The organism is Sphingomonas sp. 2378 (assembly GCF_038084995.1).
Taxonomy (GTDB): domain Bacteria; phylum Pseudomonadota; class Alphaproteobacteria; order Sphingomonadales; family Sphingomonadaceae; genus Sphingomonas.
The window spans coordinates 45,783-67,037 of the sequence record NZ_JAXCMJ010000015.1 but is presented as its reverse complement, the minus strand read 5'-3'; the positions used below and the strand labels follow the sequence as shown (position 1 = coordinate 67,037).

The 21,255-nt window shown below is 65.3% G+C and carries 16 protein-coding genes and 1 pseudogene; 8 read left to right on the top strand and 9 right to left on the bottom strand.

The genetic code is table 11. The annotated features are described in order from the left end of the window. Positions 1–124: 124 nt before the first annotated feature. Positions 125–895, bottom strand: coding sequence for a competence/damage-inducible protein A (locus tag SM191_RS09805; RefSeq protein ID WP_341506034.1), 771 nt, complete (start codon positions 893–895; stop codon positions 125–127). Between the two features lie 51 nt (positions 896–946). Between SM191_RS09805 and map the strand changes: the two genes are divergently transcribed. Genes map through purL form a run of 3 tightly spaced genes read left to right on the top strand, consistent with a single transcriptional unit; the run spans position 947 to position 5,576 of the window. After that, positions 947–1,774: a type I methionyl aminopeptidase gene (gene map / locus SM191_RS09800; protein WP_341506033.1), complete on the top strand. Its 828-nt coding sequence runs from the start codon at positions 947–949 to the stop codon at positions 1,772–1,774. 7 nt (positions 1,775–1,781) lie between these two features. Beyond that, positions 1,782–3,293, top strand: coding sequence for an ABC1 kinase family protein (locus tag SM191_RS09795; RefSeq protein ID WP_341506032.1), 1,512 nt, complete (start codon positions 1,782–1,784; stop codon positions 3,291–3,293). Between the two features lie 57 nt (positions 3,294–3,350). After that, the gene (gene purL / locus SM191_RS09790; protein WP_341506031.1) at positions 3,351–5,576 is read left to right on the top strand and encodes a phosphoribosylformylglycinamidine synthase subunit PurL; all 2,226 of its coding nucleotides are present in this window, start codon (positions 3,351–3,353) and stop codon (positions 5,574–5,576) included. Positions 5,577–5,650: 74 nt separating this feature from the next. Here purL and nhaA read toward each other — a convergent pair whose 3' ends face one another. Continuing rightward, a complete protein-coding gene (gene nhaA, locus SM191_RS09785; protein WP_341506030.1) occupies positions 5,651–7,057 on the bottom strand; it encodes a Na+/H+ antiporter NhaA in 1,407 nt (468 codons plus the stop codon). Positions 7,058–7,141: 84 nt separating this feature from the next. On the opposite strand from nhaA, the gene SM191_RS09780 reads away from it, so the two are divergent. Together SM191_RS09780 and SM191_RS09775 are read left to right on the top strand one after the other, a co-directional pair. Next, the gene (locus SM191_RS09780; RefSeq protein ID WP_341506029.1) at positions 7,142–8,392 is read left to right on the top strand and encodes a DUF418 domain-containing protein; all 1,251 of its coding nucleotides are present in this window, start codon (positions 7,142–7,144) and stop codon (positions 8,390–8,392) included. Positions 8,393–8,471: 79 nt separating this feature from the next. Next, positions 8,472–8,642: a (2Fe-2S)-binding protein gene (locus SM191_RS09775; RefSeq protein WP_267432725.1), complete on the top strand. Its 171-nt coding sequence runs from the start codon at positions 8,472–8,474 to the stop codon at positions 8,640–8,642. Between the two features lie 40 nt (positions 8,643–8,682). On the opposite strand, the gene SM191_RS09770 is transcribed toward SM191_RS09775, so the two are convergent. Together SM191_RS09770 and SM191_RS09765 are read right to left on the bottom strand one after the other, a co-directional pair. Then, positions 8,683–9,147, bottom strand: a complete 465-nt coding sequence (locus SM191_RS09770) for a PilZ domain-containing protein (protein ID WP_307000296.1) — start codon at positions 9,145–9,147, stop codon at positions 8,683–8,685. 153 nt (positions 9,148–9,300) lie between these two features. After that, complete coding sequence (locus tag SM191_RS09765) at positions 9,301–9,597, bottom strand: hypothetical protein (RefSeq protein WP_307000294.1); 297 nt, start codon at positions 9,595–9,597, stop codon at positions 9,301–9,303. Between the two features lie 176 nt (positions 9,598–9,773). Between SM191_RS09765 and SM191_RS09760 the strand changes: the two genes are divergently transcribed. From SM191_RS09760 to SM191_RS09750, 3 genes and pseudogenes are all read left to right on the top strand, one after another. Beyond that, on the top strand, positions 9,774–10,364 hold the full coding sequence (locus SM191_RS09760) for a polysaccharide biosynthesis/export family protein (protein ID WP_307000292.1): 591 nt from the start codon (positions 9,774–9,776) through the stop codon (positions 10,362–10,364). A 14-nt stretch (positions 10,365–10,378) separates the two neighbouring features. Beyond that, complete coding sequence (locus tag SM191_RS09755) at positions 10,379–11,923, top strand: outer membrane beta-barrel protein (protein WP_341506028.1); 1,545 nt, start codon at positions 10,379–10,381, stop codon at positions 11,921–11,923. A gap of 48 nt (positions 11,924–11,971) precedes the next feature. Beyond that, a pseudogene (locus tag SM191_RS09750) lies at positions 11,972–13,084 on the top strand (O-antigen ligase family protein); the annotation flags it as partial. Positions 13,085–13,155: 71 nt separating this feature from the next. Here SM191_RS09750 and SM191_RS09745 read toward each other — a convergent pair. The 5 genes from SM191_RS09745 to SM191_RS09725 all read right to left on the bottom strand — a co-directional run bounded on the left by SM191_RS09745 (position 13,156) and on the right by SM191_RS09725 (position 21,124). Continuing rightward, positions 13,156–15,288 carry an acyltransferase family protein gene (locus SM191_RS09745; protein ID WP_341506027.1) on the bottom strand — a complete coding sequence of 711 codons (2,133 nt, stop codon included), beginning with the start codon at positions 15,286–15,288 and terminating at the stop codon, positions 13,156–13,158. 278 nt (positions 15,289–15,566) lie between these two features. Next, positions 15,567–17,555 (bottom strand): right-handed parallel beta-helix repeat-containing protein, encoded by a 1,989-nt coding sequence (locus tag SM191_RS09740; RefSeq protein WP_341506026.1) that lies wholly within the window; start codon positions 17,553–17,555, stop codon positions 15,567–15,569. 302 nt (positions 17,556–17,857) lie between these two features. After that, a complete protein-coding gene (locus SM191_RS09735; protein ID WP_307000280.1) occupies positions 17,858–18,598 on the bottom strand; it encodes an Ig-like domain-containing protein in 741 nt (246 codons plus the stop codon). Between the two features lie 694 nt (positions 18,599–19,292). Next, the gene (locus SM191_RS09730; protein ID WP_341506025.1) at positions 19,293–20,867 is read right to left on the bottom strand and encodes a hypothetical protein; all 1,575 of its coding nucleotides are present in this window, start codon (positions 20,865–20,867) and stop codon (positions 19,293–19,295) included. Beyond that, positions 20,864–21,124, bottom strand: a complete 261-nt coding sequence (locus SM191_RS09725; RefSeq protein ID WP_307000276.1) for a spike base protein, RCAP_Rcc01079 family — start codon at positions 21,122–21,124, stop codon at positions 20,864–20,866. The genes SM191_RS09730 and SM191_RS09725 overlap by 4 nt, the downstream gene beginning before the upstream one ends. Positions 21,125–21,255: the final 131 nt, after the last annotated feature.

The window sequence follows — 21,255 nt, the reverse complement described above, 5'->3', positions numbered from 1 at the left end:
CCCGTCACTCCGCCATCACCTCGCATCGGAAACCACTGCATAACGGCCTTTCGGGGCGCCTGTCCTTTCACCGGCGGCGCCCGCTTCCTTCTGACGGAACAAGACTAACGAAAGGATACCGGGATCATATGCCGTCGTGGACGACAGCATGCCCGGCCTTTTCCAGGGCGTCGATCAACGCCCGGATACAATCGTCGGCCAAGGCCGGATCGGCGCTGCGCACGACGAAATTGGCGCCCGTCCGTCCTTCGCGAAAAAAGGGATAGCTGCCGATCGCGACGCCCTCATGCGCCTTTTCGGCGGTGCGCAGCAGGTCGGCGACCTCGCTCTCGCCGACCCAGCATCCGATCGTGCGGGACACGACGGGCCGCCCGCCCTCCAGCGTGCCGGTCAGCGCGTCGAGCATCCCCGCCGTGATGTGCGGCACGCCCGCCATGATGAAGACATTGCCCACCCGAATGCCGGGCGCGCCCGAGACGCGGTTGGGGATCAGCGAAGCCCCCTCCGGCGTGCGTGCCATGCGAGCCCGCGCCGCCGTGACGCCGCCGCGTTCGGCATAATAATGGTCGAGGATCGCCCGCGCCTCGGCATGTTCGATCACCGCGACGCCCAGCGCCTCGGCGATCGCATCGACGGTGATGTCGTCATGCGTCGGCCCGATGCCGCCGGTGGTGAACAGATAGTCGTTGCGCGCCCTCAGGGTGTTCACCGCCTCGACGATCGCCTCCGTCCGGTCGGCGACGACGCGCACCTCGACCAGTCGGATTCCCTGGACGTTCAGCCAGGTGGCGAGCTGCGCGACATTCTTGTCCTGCGTCCGCCCGGAGAGGATTTCGTCACCGATGACGACCAGCGCGGCGGTCCAGATACGCTCTTGGTGGGGCCCGGATTCCATGGCGCCGGACATAGCCTCGCAAAATCGCCCGCGCCACGCTATATCGCCGTCATGACCGATTATGTGACCGTTTCCGCCGACGCGCCCCAGGGGCGGACCGGCGCGATCAAGCTGTGGGGCCGCGAGGCATTCGATGGCATGCACAAGGCGGGCCGACTGGCCGCCGAGACGCTGGACATGCTGGTGCCGCATATGGTGCCCGGCGTCACCACCGCCGAGATCAACCGGCTGGTCCATGCGTTCATCGTCGAGCGTGGCGGGGTCCCTGCGACCTTGGGCTATCGGGGCTATGCGCATTCGACCTGTATCTCGATCAACCATGTCGTCTGCCACGGCATTCCATCGGACAAGACGCTGAAGTCCGGCGATATCGTCAATGTCGACGTAACCCCGATCGTCGATGGCTGGCACGGCGACACGAGCCGCATGTACCTGATCGGCGATGTTCCGCTGAAGGCGCGCAAGCTGGTCGAGGTCACCTATGAATGCCTGATGCTGGGCATCGAGCAGGCCAAGCCCGGCAACCATATGGGCGATGTCGCCAACGCCATCGAGCGTCATGCCGAGAAGCATCGCTACGGCGTGGTCCGCGATTTCTGCGGCCACGGCCTGGGCCTGTTGTTCCATGACGCGCCGGAAGTGGTTCATGTCGGCCGCCCCGGCACCGGGCCCGAATTGAAGCCCGGCATGATCTTCACCATCGAACCGATGATCAATATCGGCCGCCCGGACGTAAAGCTGCTCGACGATGGCTGGACGGCGGTGACGCGCGACCGGTCGCTGTCGGCACAGTTCGAGCATTCGATCGGCATCACCGAGGAAGGCTGCGAGATCTTCACGCTCAGCCCGGCGGGCCATACCCAGCCGCCTTATATCTGAGGCCATGATGCTGGGCGCGATCCGGGTGGCGGCGCGGGACCGAGCCCGGCTGGCCGAGGTGATCGCCACCGCGTCGCGCTATGGGCTCGATGTGCTACTGGCACGGCTGGGGCTCGATCCGGCGCGGCGTGATCCTGATGCCCTGCCCTTCGACCTCCCCGCCCGCACCCGCCAGGCGATGGAGGCGTTGGGGCCGGTCTGGGTCAAGCTGGGTCAGATATTGGCGACGCGCGCCGATCTGCTCCCGCCCGAATGGATTGCCGAACTGGAGCGGCTGCACAGCGCCGCCCCGCGCCTGCCCTTCGACCAGTTGCGCGAGCAGGTGGAGGCGGCGCTGGGCGAATCGCCTGAGACGGCGTTCGCCCGCTTCGACGCCGAGCCGCTCGCCGCCGCCTCCATCGCCCAGGTGCACCGGGCCGCGCTGGCCGACGGCACCGAAGTCGTCCTCAAAATCCGCCGCCCCGGTATCCGTGGCGTCATGGAGGCCGACCTCCGCCTGCTGACCCAACTAGCGTCGATGGTCGAGGCGACCAATGCCGAGGCGCGGCGATACGGCGCGGTGCGGATGATCCGCGAACTGGGCCGCGACATCCTCGAAGAACTCGACTTCACCAACGAAGGCCGCAACGCCGACCGGCTGCGCGAAGACTTTGCGGGCGACGCGCGTGTCGTGGTGCCGACGATCCACTGGACGTACAGCTCCGAGACGCTGCTGGTGATGGATTTTATCGACGGCGTCCCGCCCCGCAGTGCCGATGTGCTGCGGGCCGCAGGAATAGACCCCGCCGCCATCGCATCGGTCGGGGCCGACATCGTGCTCGACATGACGTTGATCAATGGACGCTTCCATGGCGACCCGCATCCCGGCAACCTGCTCTGCCTGCCCGGCAACCGTATCGCGATGCTCGACCTGGGACTGATCGGCCATGTCTCCCCCCGCAGGCGCGAGGAGGTGATCGCCTTTACCCAGTCCATCGCCAACAGCGACCCGGCCGTGCTGGCGGGGACACTGAAGAACTGGTCGCAAACCGATGATATCACACCCGAACGTTTCCAGGCGGTCGCCGACCGGCTGGTTGCCCGCCATGGCGGCGGCGCGCTGAAGCTGGCGGCGATCCTGGGCGATATCTTCCCCGTGCTGCGCGAGGAACGCATCGTCCTTCAGCCCGACATGCTGCTGTTGTTCAAGGCGCTGATCACCATCGACGGGGTGCTGAGCGGTATTCAGCCTGACTTCGACCTGTCCGCCGCGCTTCGCCGGGCCAGCGCGCGGATCGTCGAGGCGCGACTCTCGCCCGAACGCTGGACCCGGCGCGCCGCCGCGCTGGCGCTGGAACTCGATCGGCTGGGCGACGACCTGCCCCGGCTGATCCGCGCCACGACCCGCAAGCTGGAGAGCGAGAATCCCGCCCTCTCGACCAGCGGGATCGAGGTCGCGATCCGCACCGGCGCGGGCTGGATCGCGGGTGCGATGGCGCTGTCGGGCGTCGCCATCGCGCTGGCGATGCACTTCGGATAGCAACTTCGCGCATAGCGATAGTGACGAACCCGCGACACCGCGTTAAAGGCGCGGGCCATGACCGAGATCACGCCCCAGATCGTCGCCGACCACGGCCTGTCCGAAGAAGAATATCAGCGCGTCCTGACCGCGCTGGGCCGCGAGCCCAATCTCGTGGAACTCGGCATCTTCTCGGTGATGTGGTCGGAGCATTGCAGCTACAAGTCGAGCCGCATCCACCTGAAGAAGCTGCCGACCGAAGGGCCTCAGGTCATTTGTGGCCCCGGCGAGAATGCGGGCGTCATCGACATCGGCGACGGCCAGGCGGCGATCTTCAAGATGGAGAGCCACAACCATCCCTCGTACATCGAACCCTATCAGGGCGCGGCAACGGGCGTCGGCGGTATCCTGCGCGACGTGTTCACCATGGGCGCACGGCCGGTCGCGAACCTCAACGCACTGCGCTTCGGACGGCCCGATCACCCCAAGATGCGCCACCTGATCTCGGGCGTGGTCCATGGCATCGGCGGCTATGGCAATTGCGTCGGCGTGCCGACCGTCGGCGGCGAGGTGAACTTCCACCCGGCCTATGACGGCAACATCCTGGTCAATGCGATGACGGTCGGCGTCGCGGATCAGGACAAGATCTTCTATTCGGCCGCCAGCGGCGTCGGCAATCCGATCGTCTATGTCGGTTCCAAGACCGGCCGCGACGGCATCCACGGCGCGACCATGGCCTCGGCCGATTTCGGCGAGGACGCGGACGCCAAGCGCCCGACCGTGCAGGTCGGCGACCCCTTCACCGAGAAGCTGCTGATCGAGGCATGCCTCGAACTCATGGCCTCTGACGCGATCGTCGCCATCCAGGACATGGGCGCGGCGGGCCTGACCTCGTCGAGCGTCGAGATGGCGTCCAAGGGCGGCGTCGGCATCGAACTCATCATGGACGACGTGCCCCAGCGCGAAGAGGGCATGACCCCTTATGAGATGATGCTGTCGGAGAGCCAGGAGCGGATGCTCATGGTGCTCAAGCCCGGCCGCGAGGATTTCGCCGAAGCCATCTTCCGCAAATGGGAACTGGACTTCGCGGTCATCGGCCATGTGACCGAGACGGGCCGCATGGTCCTGCGCCACAAGGGCGAGGTCGTGTGCGACATTCCGCTCGGGCCGCTTGCCGACGACGCGCCGCTCTATGACCGTCCGCACGTGCCGACCGAGGTGCCCGCGGCGATCCAGTCGCCCGGCTGCCAGGACCCGGCGGCGGACCTGCTGAAGCTTATGGGCTCGCCCGACATCGCCTCGCGTCGGTGGATCTGGGAGCAATATGACCATATGGTCGGCGGCGACACGGTGCAGCGCCCCGGTGGCGACGCCGCCGTGGTCCGCGTCCATGGCACGCAAAAGGGGCTCGCGATGAGCACCGACTGCACGCCGCGCTATTGCTATGCCGACCCTGTTACCGGCGGCATGCAGGCGGTGGTCGAGACGTGGCGCAACATCACGGCGGTGGGCGCCAAGCCGCTCGCCATCACCAACTGCCTCAACTTCGCCAACCCGCAGCGACCCGAAATCATGGGCCAGATCGTCGGCTGTCTCGACGGTATGAGCCAGGCGTGCCGCGCGCTCGATTATCCGATCGTGTCGGGCAACGTCTCGCTCTACAACGAATCGAAGGCGACCGGCGGCGGCTCGGCGATCCTGCCGACCCCGGCGATCGGCGGGGTCGGACTGATGGCGGACTGGTCCAAGTCGGCGACCATCGCCTTCAAGGGCACCGGCGACGTCATCGTCCTGATCGGCACGCCGAAGGGGGAGATCGGCCAGTCGCTGTGGCTGCGCGAAGTCCATGGGATCGAAGGTCGCGAGGCGGGTCCGCCGCCCTCGATCGACCTGGATGCCGAGCGTCGCACCGGCGATCTGGTCCGCGAATCGATCACCGCCGGGCATCTGACCGCCGTGCACGACGTGTCGGACGGCGGCATCGCCGTGACCGTCGCGGAAATGGCGCTGGCCGGCAATATCGGCGCGCTCATCCAGTTCCCCGAACAGGGCGAGGCCTGCCGCCAGCTGTTCGCGGAGGATCAGGGGCTGTATGTGGCGACGGTGGAGGACACAGCGCTGATCGACTTCCTGGCGAACGCGCATCAGGCGGGCGTCGAGGTCGAGCGGATCGGTCGCACGGCGGGCAGCCGCCTGATCTTCGAGCGCGAGGATGGCGATTTCGTCGCCTCGCTCGACGATCTGCGCCGCGCGCATGAGGGCTTTTTCCCCGCGCTGATGGGCGCCGACGCCGCCCTCGCCTAGAGCCGATCGGCATTCGGGTGGAAGGGGCACTATTCCTTCCCTGTAAGGGGAGGAATGGGGAATGTCGTCCGGCCCTAGGTCTCTACTGGAGCCTCGGCCACGTGCCGGGGCTCCGCGCAGAAGCGGAGGATCGCATAGCCGGTCCCCGCCGCCAGGATCGAGGCGATGAGCACGCCGAGCGATGCCGCCTCGCGCATCTCGCCATCGCCAAAGGCCAGCCCCGCGATGAACAGCGAAATGGTGAAGCCGATCCCGGCCAGTGCACCTACGCCCATCACCATCGGCCAACTCACCTGATCCGGTCGCCGCGCCAGCCCGAGCGCACTCGCTGCCCAGGTAAAGACCAGAAAACCCAACGGCTTGCCGACCACCAGGCCCAGTACGACACCCAACACCAGCGGGCTGCCGATCATCGTCAGCAGATCCGATGAGAAGTGGATGCGGACATTGGACAGCGCAAACAACGGCAAGACGATGTAATTGACCCAGGGCGTCAGTATCTCGATCAACCGGCTGCTCGCGACCCGGGTCGCCGATGCCATTTCCTGAAGATAGCCCAGCCGCTCATCAGCGCGCTCGCGCAACTGCTGTTCCTCCTCATCGTCACCGGCCCGCTCCGCCGCGCCATGCGCGGTCTGGAACTGGTCGACCCGGTGCTGCACCCGCTGCGCGAAGTCGCGCTGTTCCAGCCGCGGCGCGACCGGGACGGTCAGGCCGATCATCACGCCCGCAATGGTCGCGTGGATGCCCGACTCCAGCACCCCGCCCCAGACGAACAGCGCCAGCAGGACATAGGGGACAGACGACACCCAGCCGACCCGACGCAGGCCTACGATCCCCGCCAGCGCGACGCCCGCCGTGATCAAACCGCGCACATCGATCGAATCGCTATAGGCAAAGGCGATGACCAGCAGCCCGCCGACATCGTCCACCGCTGCGAAGGCCAGCATCAAGGCACGCAGCCCGACCGGCAATCGCGTCGCGAACAAGGCGATCAGCGCCAGCCCGAAGGCGGTATCGGTGGTGATGACGCTGCCCCAGCCCGGCGCGGCGGGGGTTCCCCCGGCGACAAGCAGATAAAGGGCGACCGGCACCAGCATCCCGCCGACCGCCCCGGCCAGCGGAAAGGCCGCGCTCCGCCAATGGGCGAGCGGCCCGGTCACCATCTCGCGCTTCACATCCGCGCCGACGATGACGAAGAATAGCGGCAACAACGCATGGTCGATCCATTCGGCCAGCCTGTGCGACACCTCCGCCGTACCGAAACCGATCGCCACGGGCGTGTCCCAGAATCCCTCATAGGCCCCCGCCCAAGGACTGTTGGTCAGGATGAGCGCCACGATCGTTGCGATCAGCAGCGGCCCGCCGGTCACGTCGCTTCCGGCGAAGAAGGGTTCGATCTTGTGGAGAAACGCCTGGGCGGCCGGTGAATGATGCGCGCGGGCGGTGGCGCGTCCGGTCAGGCGAGGTGATAATCCCATGGAATGGCAATGCTTCGGCGGACGGGCGGTTGCATCCTGACCCCCGACCGGTAAGTCCGCGCGATACGCAAACGGAGCATTATTTTGGTCGACGGTCCCGCCCCCGCCCCCTCGCTTCTCACCGTCGCCGAGAGGGGCGAACGGCTGGTGACGCTGGACGTGCTGCGCGGCGTGGCGGTGATGGCGATCCTGCTCGCCAACCTGCCGGGCTTCGCACTGCCCGACCCGGCCTATTCCAACCCCATGGCCTGGGGCGGGACACGCCCGATCGATCTGGGCGCGTGGTTCCTGACCGAGACGTTCGTCAACGGGCGGATGCGGGGCCTGTTCTCGCTGCTGTTCGGGGCATCGACGCTGCTGATCCTCCAGCGCGCGGATGCCACCGGTCTGAACGGCGCGTCGATCCATTTGCGGCGCATGGCGGTTCTGTTCCTGTTCGGCCTCGTCCATCTGACCTTCATCTGGACGGGCGACATCCTGACCCATTATGCGCTGGTCGGCGTGATCGCGCTGGGCTTTGTCGGACTGAGCGCGCGGGCGCTGTGCTGGACCGCGATCGCGATGGCGGGGCTGTCGATGGCGATGGGCTGGCTGGAATGTTTCGGCCTGTTCGCCGCCGCCGCGCGCGACACGCCGCAATCGGTGGCGCTGTGGGACCTGTATCAACTCGCCTTCGGTACACCCGACCCGGCCCGACTGGCCCCGGAGATCGCGGCGATGCGCGGCTCCTGGGCCACCTCCACGGCGTACCGGCTGGCGAGTAACGGCAATCCCCTGTTCGACCTCATCCAGATCGGTCCCGATACGCTCAGCGCCATGCTGCTTGGGATGGCGGCGTTGAAGTCGGGGTTCCTGACCGGGCAATGGCCGCGACGGCGCTATCGGCGATGGGCCGCCTTCGGCATTACCCTGTCATGCGCGGCCTATGCGGCGATGGCGAGTGCGGTCATGGCGAGCGGTTACGACGTGCGGGCGGTGGCGCTGGTGGAGTTGTTCCTCAACGTGCCGTTCCGGCTGATCGGTACGCTCGGCTATGCCGCGCTCATCCTGCTCCTGCTCAGACCCGGCGGTTGGTGGACCGTGCGAATCGCCGCCGCCGGTCGGATGGCCTTCACCAATTATCTGGCGACCAGCATCGTCATGACGCTCATCTTCTATGGCCATGGGTTGGGCCAGTTTGCGCATTGGACGCGGGCGAGCCTGTATCTGCTGGTCGCGCCGATGTGGGGGCTGATGCTGCTCTGGTCGAAGCCCTGGCTCGACCATTTCGGCCAGGGACCGCTGGAGCGATTATGGCGTGCCGGAGTGCGGGCGGGTTTCGACCGACCCCGATAATATCTGCAAACGCATCTCAACAGCCTTGCGATCCACTCTCATTAGCGCTAAACGAAGGGCGTAGATGATGGAGAGCGCCTTGGTCGTTTGCGTGTGCAATGCCATCCGGGAATCGCAAGTCCGCGACTGTGCGCGGGCCGGATCGATGACTCCCTGCCAGATGTATCAGGCGCTCGGGCGCCAACCGAAATGCGGACAATGCGCGGTCGTCGCGCGCGCGATCATCGAAGAGGAACGCGCCGCCGCGTGATCCAGGCGACGGCGCGGTTTTGAACCAGATCGTCGGCGGTTCAAACCGCCATCAGCACCCCGGCGGCGATCACGCCCCACGACAACAGGCACGCGCCGCCCAGGATCATCATACGGGTCCGCGCGCGCAGCTTATAGGGCCCCATGGCCTGTTGGCTGGCCATTTCCTCGCCCGAAAAGGACAAGACGTTCGTCGGCCCCTGTGCCGCGGTGATCGCACCCGACGGCAACGGCCGGTCGAAGACGCAGCCCAGCCCCTCGACGCCCTGCCACACCGCCGTGGCGCGGACGCGGCCGATATTGGCCAGCCCGATCTCGATCCCCGTTCCCTCCGCGATGGGCAGGTTCGTTTCGATCCGGCACCCTTCGCGGGTCAGGTCGAGCACGACCACGTCATAAGGACGCACATCGCCATCGATCCGAAGAACGCCGCGACGCTGCAGCAGCGTCCGTTCCTCCGACCGGTCGTCATAGGCGAAGATGTCGACGACGTGTGCCTGATTCATGCCCGTTAGCCTTTAAAGGAAGCTGCGTGAGGCTCTGTGTGAGCCAAGGGTGATGAAACCGGACCGCGACAAGGGCTGGCGTGTTTCCAACCTCATGTCTCGATCCGGGACTTTGGGAAAGATCGGGCGTGCCCCCACGCCCGGCGGGAAAAGTCAGTAGAGACCGGCGACCGATCCGGCATAGAACAGCGCCCAGCCGCCCACCGCACCGGACAGGATCAGCGCCGGGGTCATCATCCAGCGGATGCGCGAGGGGGCCACCGCCTGCTTCGCGCTGAAGCTGTCGAAGACCGCCTGCTCGCGCTCGCTATCGAACTCGTTCCACAGCCTTTCCTGCAAGCTATGGACCGGCGAACCCGCAGCCGGACCCTGCCATGCGTCGACGGACGCGCCCGCCTTGGTCGCGGTCGCGGCATCGCCCTTGTTCTTGTAAGCCAGGTTGTTTCGCATGTGGGTTCCCATACGGTACAGTGCACCGAAGACCGATTTACCCCTTGGCGCTTAGATGAGACTTAATCCCGCTGGTTAACGCAAAATTAGGCACGAAAAGGCTCATCCCACAGCGCCTTGTCGAGCCATGGTCTTCTATGCCATTTGCGGATCGGAAACGGATCAAGGGGGATACCATGTCGACCTTTCAGCGGCTTACCCGCCTGCGCCCGGCAATGATCGCGCTGTTGACCGCCAGCGTCGCCCTGTCCGGCTGCGCCTCGACCAACGCACCGCCCCTGCCCGCATCCGAGATCGGCAAGGCGCGCCAGCCCTATACTTTGGGGGTCGGCGACAAGGTGCGTGTTAACGTTTATCGCGAACCCGAGCTGAGCGGCGAATTCGCCGTCGGCGGCGCGGGGTCGATCGCGATGCCGTTGATCGGCGAAGTGCCCGTCAAGGGGCTGACCCGTGCCCAGGTCGAGGCGGAACTGACCAAGCGACTGGGCAATGGCTATGTCCGCAACCCCAGCGTGTCGGTCGAGGTGTATGATTTCCGCACCTTCGCGATTTTGGGCGAGGTGCAGCGTCCCGGTGCCTATCCGGCGCGGGAGGGTACGACCCTGACCTCGGCGGTGGCGCTGGCGGGCGGCTATACCTACCGCGCCAACGAGCATCGGGTGCTGCTCCGCCGGGCCAATGGTCCGACCTTCTACAGCGTCGATCCGGACGCCGATGTCGAGGTGCAGCCGGGCGATACGATCCGGGTGCCCGAGGTTCATTTCTGACAAGGGGTCATCGGGTGGTCCGTTCTCCCCTGGCAGGGTCCGCCACGCTGTTGTTGATGTCGACGCTGGCCATGCCCGCCACGGCGCAGACGACGCAGACGCCCCGCTCCGGCGCTTCGGTGCCGGGGCGACTGACCTTGCCCGCCCAGAGCGATCCGATGGCCACGCGACAGCCCGGCACACCCATGCCGCCTCCCCTGGTCGATCCGCAGACCGGTCGGCCGGTCGATGCGCGCGGACAACCCATGGGCGTCGCGAACACGGCGGTCGATGCCGCGCCGTCGGGCGACGCCATATCCGTCCCGGCCTATATTCCCCTGCCCTCCGGTTCGACCCAGCAGACCGAAGTGCCGACCGCGCGGGTCGCCGATCGCGCGCTCAGCGCCTTGCGGTTGCCGGGCGAGACGGTGCTGACGCGCCGCCGCCCAGGCTATGACGCACCCGGACTTCGTGTGGGGGGGATGGTGGTCCGTCCCTATATCGATGCGGGCCTGGCCTATGACGCCAATGTCTATGCCGAGGAAAATCCGCGGACCGACGTCTTCGCGCATATCCTGGGCGGCTTCGACGCCACCTCGGACTGGGGGCGGCACCGGGCGGTGCTCAGCGGCTTCATCCGTCGTCGCGAATATGCCCGCTATACCTCGGAAAACACGACGACCTACCGGGTGGTGACGGCGGGACGCTATGACGCGACCTCGCATATCTCCTTCACCAGCGAGGCGTCGCACCAGCGCATCCAGTTGGAGCGCAGCGCGGTCGAGGAAGTGTCGAGCCTGGCGCTGCCCAGCATCTACGACCTGACCTCGGGGCAGTTGGGCACGCGCATCGAATATGGTTCGACGCGACTGACCGCCACGGGCGGCGTGGCACGGACCGAGTTTCGGGACAATCGCTCGCTGGCGGGCCAGATCACCGACCAGCGGTTTCGGACCTTCACCGGCTATAGCGGCGAGGCGCGGATCGAACATGACGTGTGGGGCACCCGCGCCGTGTACGGCCAGTTGAATGTCGAGCGTCGCCGCTTCGACCTGGCCGAAGCCAGGCAGCGGAGCAACGCCGACGTCTATACCCTGACCGCCGGTTTGCGCGGCGCGCTGACCCAGTTGATCCGGGGCCATGCGGGCGTGGGCGTCATCCGGGTCGATTTTCAGGAACCGTCCGCGCCGTCCATTACCGGCCTGACCTTCGATACCCAGCTCGACTGGCTCGTGCGCGAGCGGACGACGATATCGCTGTCGGGCTCGCGCGAGGTGCGCACCGCCGCGCAACAGGACGCGCGCGCGGCGCTGTTCACCAATGTGACGCTCAGCGCCAGCGAAGAGGTTCGCCGCAATCTCATCCTGACGCTCGGCCTGCGCCAGCAATGGACGACCTATGTCAACGACATCCGGCGCGCGTCCTTGACGGGCGTGACGCTGGGCGCAAACTGGCTGCTCGACCGGCATTGGACGATCAAGCCGTTGATCAGCTATCTTCGCCGTACCGATCGTGGGTTCAACCTCGATCTGGGGCCGGAGGACGGCCAGGTCGCGGTCAGTGCCACCTATCGGTTCTGATCCCGGTTAACGGGTCCGGATGACGACTGCCTCCCGCCGGGGGCGCGAATGCCTGTGGAGGTGGGATTGACGGATCAAGCACTGGAGGCTGCGGGTCGAGCGACCGCCGCACCCTGGCGTCGGGCGGAGGCGTCGCGCGCCGCGCAGATCGCCCGGTTCGTGCGCCTCTACCTCATCCTGCCCGCCGCGATCATCGCCATCTATCGCAGCACGCAGATGTGGTACGGCTATCCGACGTCCCAGACGGAGAATGCCAGCAACGACCCGTTCCTGATGCAGATGGTGCTCTATTCGCTGGTGCCGTTCATCGCGCTGACGACGATCGCATTGCCCCGCATGGCCGCGCGTGCGGTGCTGCGACTGGGGCCGCTCGTCGGCCTGCTCGGCATATTCCTGATCGGCTCGATCCTGACATCGGCCAACCCGATGAGTTCGCTGCGTGGCTTTATCGCCATGATGCTCATCGTCTTGCCGATGATGTACCTGGCAACCTGTTTCGGTGCGAAAGCCTCTTTCGACATCGTGTGGCGGGTGATGGCGGTGCTGCTGGTCGTCAACTTCACCTACTCCATCCTGTTTCCCGGCATCGCCTTCATGAGCGGATCGCTGAACGGCGCGATGCGGGGCATGTTCGTGCACAAGAACGCCTTCGGGGCCTATTGCGCGCTGACCTTCGTCATGCTGCTGCCGCCCGATTTCGACATTCGGCGCTGGGACCGGCTGCTTCGTCTGGCCCTGTGCGCCGTGGCGGCGGTGGGCGCAAAGCTGTCGCTGTCGTCGACCGCGATCGTCCTGCTGATCGTCGGCACGGGCGTGGTGGTCATCACCGGCTTTATGAGCCGTATCGAGCAACGTACGCTGCGCGCCATCGCCTTCGCCCTGGCGCTGTCTTTGGTCATCGTCCTCGCCAGCGGCGCGGGTGTCGCGCTGCTCGGCGAGGTGGCAGGCAGCTTCGGCAAGGACGTGACCCTGTCGGGCCGCGCGGAAATCTGGGAAGTGCTGTGGCCGGTCGCGCTCGACAAGCCGTGGCTGGGGCATGGCTTCGCGATCTTCCGCCAGACCTCCTATTTCCAGCAGTTCACCAGCACCATCGCTTGGGGTCCGCGCTCGACCCACAACACCTATCTGGAGATCGCGCTGAATTCGGGCTTTCCGGCGCTGTTCACCTGGGTTGCGATCATGCTGGCGGCGATCTTCCGCGGCATCCTGCTGATCGATCCGTCGTCGCCCGACTATCGCCCGATCCAGAAGGCGCTGGCGGCGATCGTCATGGCGCTGCTCGTGTCCACCAGCGAGGCGGGGCAGATGCTGGCCCCGCAGGCGACCTGGCCGATCCTGGTCCTGTCGCTATATTGCATCGCCATTTCCGACGGCACGCGCCGCCTTCGCCGCCCCTCCTCCGATCGGGGGATTTCGAAGGCGGACTGGACACCCGCCAAGCGACGCGCGGTATAAATCGCCCCCGCCGTCGAAAGATGGTGCATATCCGCATAGAAGACCCGGCGCTTTCCGTCCCGAAACAGGCAGCCGGCCGGATCGCAGAGCGGCGGCACCGGATCGAACAGCATGACGCCGGGGCGCTGCGCCACCTGCCGCGCGACGGCCTCCCGCGCGCGATCCGGCATCACGGACTGCCAGGGCATACGGTCCTGCCGCATTTCTCTTTCCCGATCGCCCAGCACGCGCGCGAGGGACGCGCGGACCGGCATGAGATCGTTCAACGCCATGCTATGCGGATCGGCGGAGAAGCGCGGGATGTCCTGCACCACGATGACGGTCCGCTCCAGCTTTCGGAGGGTATCGATCATCCGACCCAGTCCGGCCTCCAGCGCCAGCCTTCGCCTCGCCACATCCTCCCGGCCATCGGCGCTCACCTCCAGCAGCGATGACCAGTAGCCAGCGAGGATGACCGTGCGTATCCGGGGATGCGTCCGAACGATCGCCAGCGCTTCAGCCAGAAACGCCGCGCACTCCGCGCTATGGGTCGGGTGATTGGCGAGGAAATGGTCGTAGCCCAGGATCGGCTGGCACGAGGACTTCGTCATTTGGTACAGGGACAGCGAACGGGCTGAGGCCATATCCGCGATCCCGGCGACCAGCGCGTTGGCGTGGCTGTCCCCGATCAGCGCGACCGCCGCTCCGGTGCCGGATGGAAGGCAGGCGCGCATCGATCGGGGGGCGGTCGCGCCATATGCCACCAGGCAGTCATTGCCGATCGCGCTGCGAACATCGGCGTCGACCTGCCTCACCGAAGCGGCAGCCCAGCGTGCCATTCCGCCACTGATGAAGATCAGGAAGAGCGAGCCGATCCCCGCTGCCCAAAGGGCGACATAGCGCCGCCCCGCGATTCCGCGCTCGCCACCGCCCCGCCGGAACGGAATCTCGACGAAATGATAAGTGGCGATGGCGATCAGCAGCGTGCCGAGGATCAGCCCACCCCTTACGGCGGCACCGACTTCTATCCCCAGGATATGCACCACGGCGACGGGCGACCAATGCCAGAGATACCAGGAATAGGAGACCCGCCCCAACCCGACCATTGGTGCCGAGGCGAGCAGCCCCCGCCCCAAGCCGGAAACGCCCGGCATGACGACCAGTCCGGCGGCAGCGACGGCAAGGACCTGTCGGAGCAGCACCGGCTGGCCCTGCGGGAGGAACAGCGCCAGGCCGAGCAGCAGGGCCGCCGCCGGCAACAGGGCCGCACGCCGCCTGACCAGCCCCCCAAAACTCCCATCGGGCGAGCCCAGCGCGATCAGGGCCCCGGTCCCGATCTCCCACAGGCGGAACGGCATGAGATAGAAGGCCGTCACCGGCCGATAGTGAACGGTCAAGAGGGTGGCGGCGAAGGACAATAACGTCGCGACCAGGACGACTCGCCGCAATCCCTCGCCGCCGCGCCGGAGCCCGAACAGGATGACGGGCGGGATGACGAGATAGAATTGCATCTCGACGGAAAGCGACCATCCCATCAGCAGCAATTGCCGAACGGCCTTGGGTGAGAAATAATCGGTGAATGCCAGAAAGGCGACGTTGGAAACCCCGGTCAGCGTCGCGGTCGCGGTCAGCGCATAGATCTTCAACTCATAGGGCGTCAGGATCAGGCAGGCGAGCAGCGTCGTGACGATGACGACGCAAAACAGCGCAGGGATCAGCCGCCGAACGCGCCGCAGGTAAAAGTCACGATAGCGGAAGCGCCCGGTTTCGATCGAATGCCGGAGGATCGCGGTGATCAGAAAACCGCTGATGACGAAGAATATGTCGACGCCGACATAGCCCGCGGAGAATGGCGGGACCTCATAATGGAACAGGACGACCAACAGGATGGCGATCGCACGAAGTCCGTCGATATCGCGGCGATATGCCACGTCCGCCGCCTTCGGCGCGCTTGCCTGCATTGCTCGACATCCTCTGCAAGCTTCTTACCTGCGCCGATGCTCCTTCCAGAGTGGACCATCCCCGTCCAGCACCCGGGATTATCGGCGATCATGCTATAACCGAAACGATGCACCACTGGGCGCAGTCGCCGCCTCCTAGCGGCTGTCGAAGCCCGAAAAACGATGGGCGGACCGATAGGGATCAGCCCGCCCATCATTTCGTCCGCTGATTGCCGGTCGGGAGACAGGCCCCCCGGCCGACCGCCGGATTACAGCACCAGCATGTCGCCCGCGCTCAGGTGCGGCGTCAGGTCGATGACCAGCGCGCCCTGGTCATAGCTGCCGCCGATTGCCGCCTTGTAGACGAAGCTGTCGCTGGTCTTGTGGTCGGCCACCATCCGCGCATTGGCGTCGGCGTCCAGCGTGTAGGTGAAGGCACCGGTGCCGTCGATGTGCAGCGTGCCATAGGCCCCCTTCAGATCGACCGCGCCCTTGCTCAACTGCTGCCCGCCGACGGTGCGGAGCGACAGGGTGCTGCCGTCCGAGGTCAGGTCGTTGGTCGAGACATTGCCGACCACCGTCTGGGCATTGGCGGCGATCTTGTAGAAATCGTCCACCGCCTTGGCCTTCTCGATCGGCTGACCGGCCTTCAGCGCCGCCTTGGCCGCCGCGCTGCCCGAGTCCTGCGTCCGGATATAGGCCGCCAGATCGATCGTCAGGTTCGACGTGACGACCTTGCCACTGTCATTGGCCTTGTACTGGAAGCTCTCCACCGGAGCGCTGACATTCTTCAGCTTGGCGAGCGCGTTGCTGTCCAGCTCATAAGTGAAGTGGCCCTTCTGATCGATGTGCAGCGTGCCGTAGGTGCCCTTCAGGTCCAGGCCGCTGGTGCCGATCCTGGTCCCGTTGAACGAGCTGAGCGACAGCTTGTTGCCGGCCGCGTTGATGTCGTTGTCCATGATGTTGCCCGACATCTTGGTGCCCGACACGTCCATGGCATAGCGATCGGCGTTGATCCCGACCTTCAGCGCCTTGTTCAGATTCTCGCTATAGCTTTCCTGGAGCAGCTTGGCCGCGGCGGCGTCCGCCTGAGCCTTGGCGATCGCCACGGCCTGCGCCTTGGCGGCGGCGTCGACCTGGGCCTGGACGGCGGCGGCGGCTTCGGCTTGCAGGCCCGAGGGGGCATTGGCCGCCGTCGTCTGGACGTTGCCGACGACATTGAACGCACCGGTCAGGCCGTTGCCCTTGATCTGCGACAGGGTGCTGTCGATGACCACATTGTCGTGGAAGGTGCCGGTCGTCTGCTTGTCGATCTTCAGCGCGGCGGTGGCGACGCTGACGAAAGTGTTCTTGCTGATGTCCATATTCTGGCGCGTGACGTCGCCATCGCGCGACAGACCGGTCAGCGCCACGCCGAAGTTCGATCCGACGATCTCGTTGCCCGAAATCTTGTAGTTGCCCAGGTTGATCCCGGCGCTCGCCATGATTGCCGAGGACCAGCCATATTTGTTCTGGCCGCTGAGCTTGTTGTCCGTGATCTCGACGTCCCAGCCGTTGATCGCAATGCCGAAGCTGCCGCCCTTCACCTCGTTGCCCGACGCGACGACGTTCGACGAATTGTTGACGATGATCCCGCCCTTGGTCGAATCCGGCGAGGTGCTCTGGTCGATGACGTTGCCGGTCATCCGGACGTTGGAGGAGTTGGTCACCTGAATGCCGTCGGCGGTGCCGCCCTTCAGGTTCGTCATGACGTTGTTGACGATCTTCAGGTCGGTCATGTCGACGACATAGATGCCGTCGTTCGACACATTGTCGAACTTGCTGTTCGAGATGGTGACGTTCTTGCTCGTCTTCATCGAGATGCTGCCGGTCCCCGTCCCGGCCCCGGCATTGATCAGCGAGACGTGGTCGATGACCCAATTCTCGGTCTGCGCCGCGTAGATCGCGTTGAAGCTGGTCGAGAAGGTCAGGTCCTTGATGACGATGTTGCTCGTCTTCGTCCCGTAGATACCCTGCTTGCCGACGAAGGTCGGGTCCGTGCCCTGCCCATAAGCGGCGATGGTGATCGGCTGGTCGGTCGTGCCCGAACCGTTGATGGTCAGCATGTCGGCAAAGCTGCTGCCGCGCGCCAGCAAAACCGTGTCGCCGGCCTTGAGCTTCATACTGGAAATCTTGGCGACGGATTGAAACGCCGTGCCCGCACTCGTGCCGCTGTTCTTGTCAGAACCGTTGGCGGCATCGACATAATAGGTCGTCATGTTCCGGCTTCTCCGGGGAAGAGAGCAGAGGTCTTCCCGATGCGGAGCGTGTGGCAGCGACGGTGGAAACGACGGGTTACATCCTAGGGTTAACGTTTCGTACACACTAAAACATTGTCGGAACGTCGTAAATTTCGCGGCAGGCCAAGGCCGTTAACATCTGTCGTCGGCGCGCCAGCTATTGCGGCAAAGGATGTCGGGCAGCCGTGGAGGCCGGACGCACGAACGCCGGCGACCTTGCGGCCACCGGCGTTCGGCGGAGTTCGAAAACGGTCGCCGTGTGGGCGGCGACCGATCGCGAATTAGAGAGCCGGCGCGGCCGAGTTGAACGCGATGTTCAGCAGGGCGTAGTCGGTGTTGTTGCCTTCGCCATTCTGGCCGTCATGCGGCTTGTAGGCGAACTTCTCGACGCCCTGAGCACCGCCCAGCGCGATGGTGTCGGGGTCCGAATAGTCGACCTGGTAGGTGAAGGCGCCGTTGCTGCTGATCGTCAGGGTGCCGTAGACGCCCTTGATCTGCACGTCGGTCATGTCGGTGATGTGATAGTTGGTCTTGGTGGCCAGATCGATCACGCCGCCGACGTGCAGCGTATCGCCATCGGGATCGCTGTCGTTGAAGAGGACGTTGCCGCCCACGATGCCCGAGTTGGTCGACACGAAGTCGTCGACCGCCACCGGCTTGCGGTTGGCTTCGCCACCGATGTCGAACGAGACATAGGCCTGATCGTACATGCCGCTGCTGTCGCGGATCTTGATCTTGAACTCTTCGACCATGGTCTGGCCGTTCTTGATGTTCAGACCGGCGTTCAGCTCATAGGTGTAGGTGCCGTCCTGAGCGATGGTCAGCGTGCCATACTTGCCCTGGAAGACATTGCCGCCCTTGCCGCCACCGATCGTGCCAGCGACATAGCCGTCGTTGACGCGAGCAACGGTGATCGTGTCGCCGTCGGCGTCGGTCGCGTTCTGCAGGATGTTGCCCGAGATGGTGCGGGCGTTCTCGTTGAACGAGATCTTCTGGTTCGGAAGGTCGGGACGACTCGGCATTGTAGGGACTCCCCTGTTTTTCGCTTTAAGTAGCGGTTTGGATTGCAGTGCTGGCCATGCGGCCGGTGTTGATGACCAGATGGTTAGCGCCGTGTTAACCAGAAAACAGCAGAAATGTTTCGTCCCTTTTCGCGACTGTCCCATGATGAGGCGGATATGACGGCGCGAGCAGTCCCGACGCGGCGCACTGTTTCGGTCGACGGAACCAAGTTGACCCTGCCGTGTTCTTCCGGCCTTTTGCCCTTATTCATTGGGCGGGGGACCAAGATCACGAAGCAATGGTCAGTGTAGCAATTGCTCCGACACATCGGTCATTGCGAAAATGGCGGATTTCCGCGATTGCAAACGATATGATATTATAACCATATCGTAACGATCCTTATCTGGGAATATGAACGGTTCCTGTCCGATGGGCGCGGCTTTGGTGCGAATAGGTCATTCAGTCGTCCGAATGACACCGCTCGCCCGTTTGGATGAAAATAAAACTACAAAATCAAGAAAGCGCGATGACTCTCGGCGGCAAGAGGCCGGAATCGCTCTTGGCATTCTGCCGAAGATGAGGCCGCTCCTTGGCGGCCAACGGTTCACCGCTACTGATGCACGTTCTGCCGTAAGCGAAAAACGAATCGGATTCGCGGGAAAGATGGTCCGAGACCCGAATTGCGGTCCCGGACCATGAATTTTCCAAAAGGCTTTACCGTAGCTTGCCCTTGTCCATCTGGGAGACGCGCTCCGCGATCGCCCGGATCATGCGCGGTCGCGGATGGGTGCCGGTCCGCGGGGTGCCTGATCCGTCATTGGCGTTGGGCGCGAAGACCTCTCCTCCGGCGGCGACCACCGTTCGTGCGCCGTTATAGCTGAGCTTGCACGTCCAGGCGCCGGGCTGACCGGTGATCGCGATGACGGATGCGAAGTCGACCGCCCCGCCCGGTATCCATTGCAGGACGTCCCCGAGTTCCGGCGCATCGGCCAGGACGATGCTGTCATAGGTCGCCGTGCCGTCGGTCCCCGCCTGCTGCGCCAGGGTCGTGACGAAGAAGGGTTCTGGCCATTTGCCCTGCGTATCGGCCAGACCGGCGGCGCGCATCACGTCGATATAGCCCGCCAGCGTGCCGTCCATCCCGGCCTCCTTGTCGGCCTCCAACTGGTAGCGGACACCGTTCGGCCATTCGCCGCCGACCTGATATCCCTGGTTCGCAAGCGTCCGGAACCCGTCGGTGGAGTTGGGATGAATGACCTGCCCGACCGCGATGATCGGCGTTCCGGGGTGACGCGCTAGGATACGGTCGTTCAGCGCCTTCCAGTTGGCGCGGGTCGTCGCATAGCTCCCGCTCTCATAATCGTTGCGGCCCATCTGGTTGAGGATGCAGGTGAAGGGCCGCCGCCCGCCGTTCATCGCCACCACCTGATCGACGATATCCCAGCGTTTGGCCGAGTTGGTCGAGATCAGTTCGCGCTTGGACGCCGCGCCCGGCAGGCCGATCATCATGTGCGGAATACGCCCATAGGGGCCGTCCCGATCGAGCCAGCGACGAAGCCATCCCATATTGCGCCGGGTATCGGCGGCCAGCACGCTATCGGACTGCCGCTCGCCGATCGAATCGCACACGACCAGCGGCACCGGACGCCCGTCCCACCCCTTGGCGACCATGAAGTCCGGGCCGTAATAGGCCGGGAAGGATGCCCCTTCGAGCGAGCCGGTGCTGGCCGTGTCCGTGCCGATCAGCGCGATCAGCGCCGCCGCATTGTCCGCACCCCATACCCGCTCGCCGCGCTGGCGCATGATCTGGTGCACCGGGATCTGCTTCTCCCCGGCGGCGGTCGCATAGAGCGTATAGACCGTCACCTGCGCCAGCGGCGGCACCGCGACCGACAGGTCGTCGGTCCACACCCCCAGCGCGCCGCTGGCGATGCTCGTCCCCGCCGCTCCTCCGAAGCTGCACGCCCGCGCTTCGCCGCCGTTCACCGCGATCCAGACGCCATATATAATAGTCGCGTTTCCCGGCAGCACCGTCTCCTGCGGGCTGTTCCCCCCTTCGGTGCAGGCGAAGCCCGAATAATGAAGCCGGAGATGGTCGATCGCATATTGCGGCGAACCGAAGATCAGCTTGGTCATGACGAAGCGCGTGTCGGCCTGCGCGGTGACGAGCGTACCCGAAGGCACCCGCGCGCCGGTCGCCCAGAACATATAGCGGTCCTGATCCGCCAGCATTCGCGGATTGCCGAAGGCCGGGCGATTGCCCGAATAGTCCCCCGCCATATCGCTCACGCCTCCCCGATCAGGTCGGCGGCGGTGGTGCCCGTGGCGCGGACGAAGCCGGGGCGGACATTCAGGTAAACCCCGCTCGCGACATTGCGATAGACGACATCCGCCGCGCCATCGACCCCGCGCAGCGTGATATGGCCGCCGGTGCCGACGAACAGCCGCTTGGGCACCACGGCCAACGGCACGCTATCGCTCGGCGCGATGGCGAAAGGTGCGCGCGACGGCGCGCTCAGGCTGTCGATGTTGAACGGATCGGCCATGGCTCTTCTTCCCCCTGTAAATGCCGCGAACGGGACCGTCCGGGACATTGTTCTTCATATGTTCCTTTTATAGCTGTAGGAAAGCCCCGATGGAGCGGGTATCGGCGGCGCGTCACATCACGGTCGCGCGG

Excerpts from the sequence above, each read along its gene's own strand:
- SM191_RS09805 (WP_341506034.1), bottom strand. The coding sequence starts at position 895 with ATGGAATCCGGGCCCCACCAAGAGCGTATCTGGACCGCCGCGCTGGTC.
- SM191_RS09725 (WP_307000276.1), bottom strand. The coding sequence starts at position 21,124 with ATGGCCGATCCGTTCAACATCGACAGCCTGAGCGCGCCGTCGCGCGCA.
- SM191_RS09740 (WP_341506026.1), bottom strand. The coding sequence starts at position 17,555 with ATGACGACCTATTATGTCGATGCCGCCAACGGTTCTGACAAGAACAGC.
- SM191_RS09735 (WP_307000280.1), bottom strand. The coding sequence starts at position 18,598 with ATGCCGAGTCGTCCCGACCTTCCGAACCAGAAGATCTCGTTCAACGAG.
- SM191_RS09765 (WP_307000294.1), bottom strand. The coding sequence starts at position 9,597 with ATGCGAAACAACCTGGCTTACAAGAACAAGGGCGATGCCGCGACCGCG.
- SM191_RS09770 (WP_307000296.1), bottom strand. The coding sequence starts at position 9,147 with ATGAATCAGGCACACGTCGTCGACATCTTCGCCTATGACGACCGGTCG.
- purL (WP_341506031.1), top strand. The coding sequence starts at position 3,351 with ATGACCGAGATCACGCCCCAGATCGTCGCCGACCACGGCCTGTCCGAA.
- SM191_RS09760 (WP_307000292.1), top strand. The coding sequence starts at position 9,774 with ATGTCGACCTTTCAGCGGCTTACCCGCCTGCGCCCGGCAATGATCGCG.
- map (WP_341506033.1), top strand. The coding sequence starts at position 947 with ATGACCGATTATGTGACCGTTTCCGCCGACGCGCCCCAGGGGCGGACC.
- nhaA (WP_341506030.1), bottom strand. The coding sequence starts at position 7,057 with ATGGGATTATCACCTCGCCTGACCGGACGCGCCACCGCCCGCGCGCAT.
- SM191_RS09795 (WP_341506032.1), top strand. The coding sequence starts at position 1,782 with ATGCTGGGCGCGATCCGGGTGGCGGCGCGGGACCGAGCCCGGCTGGCC.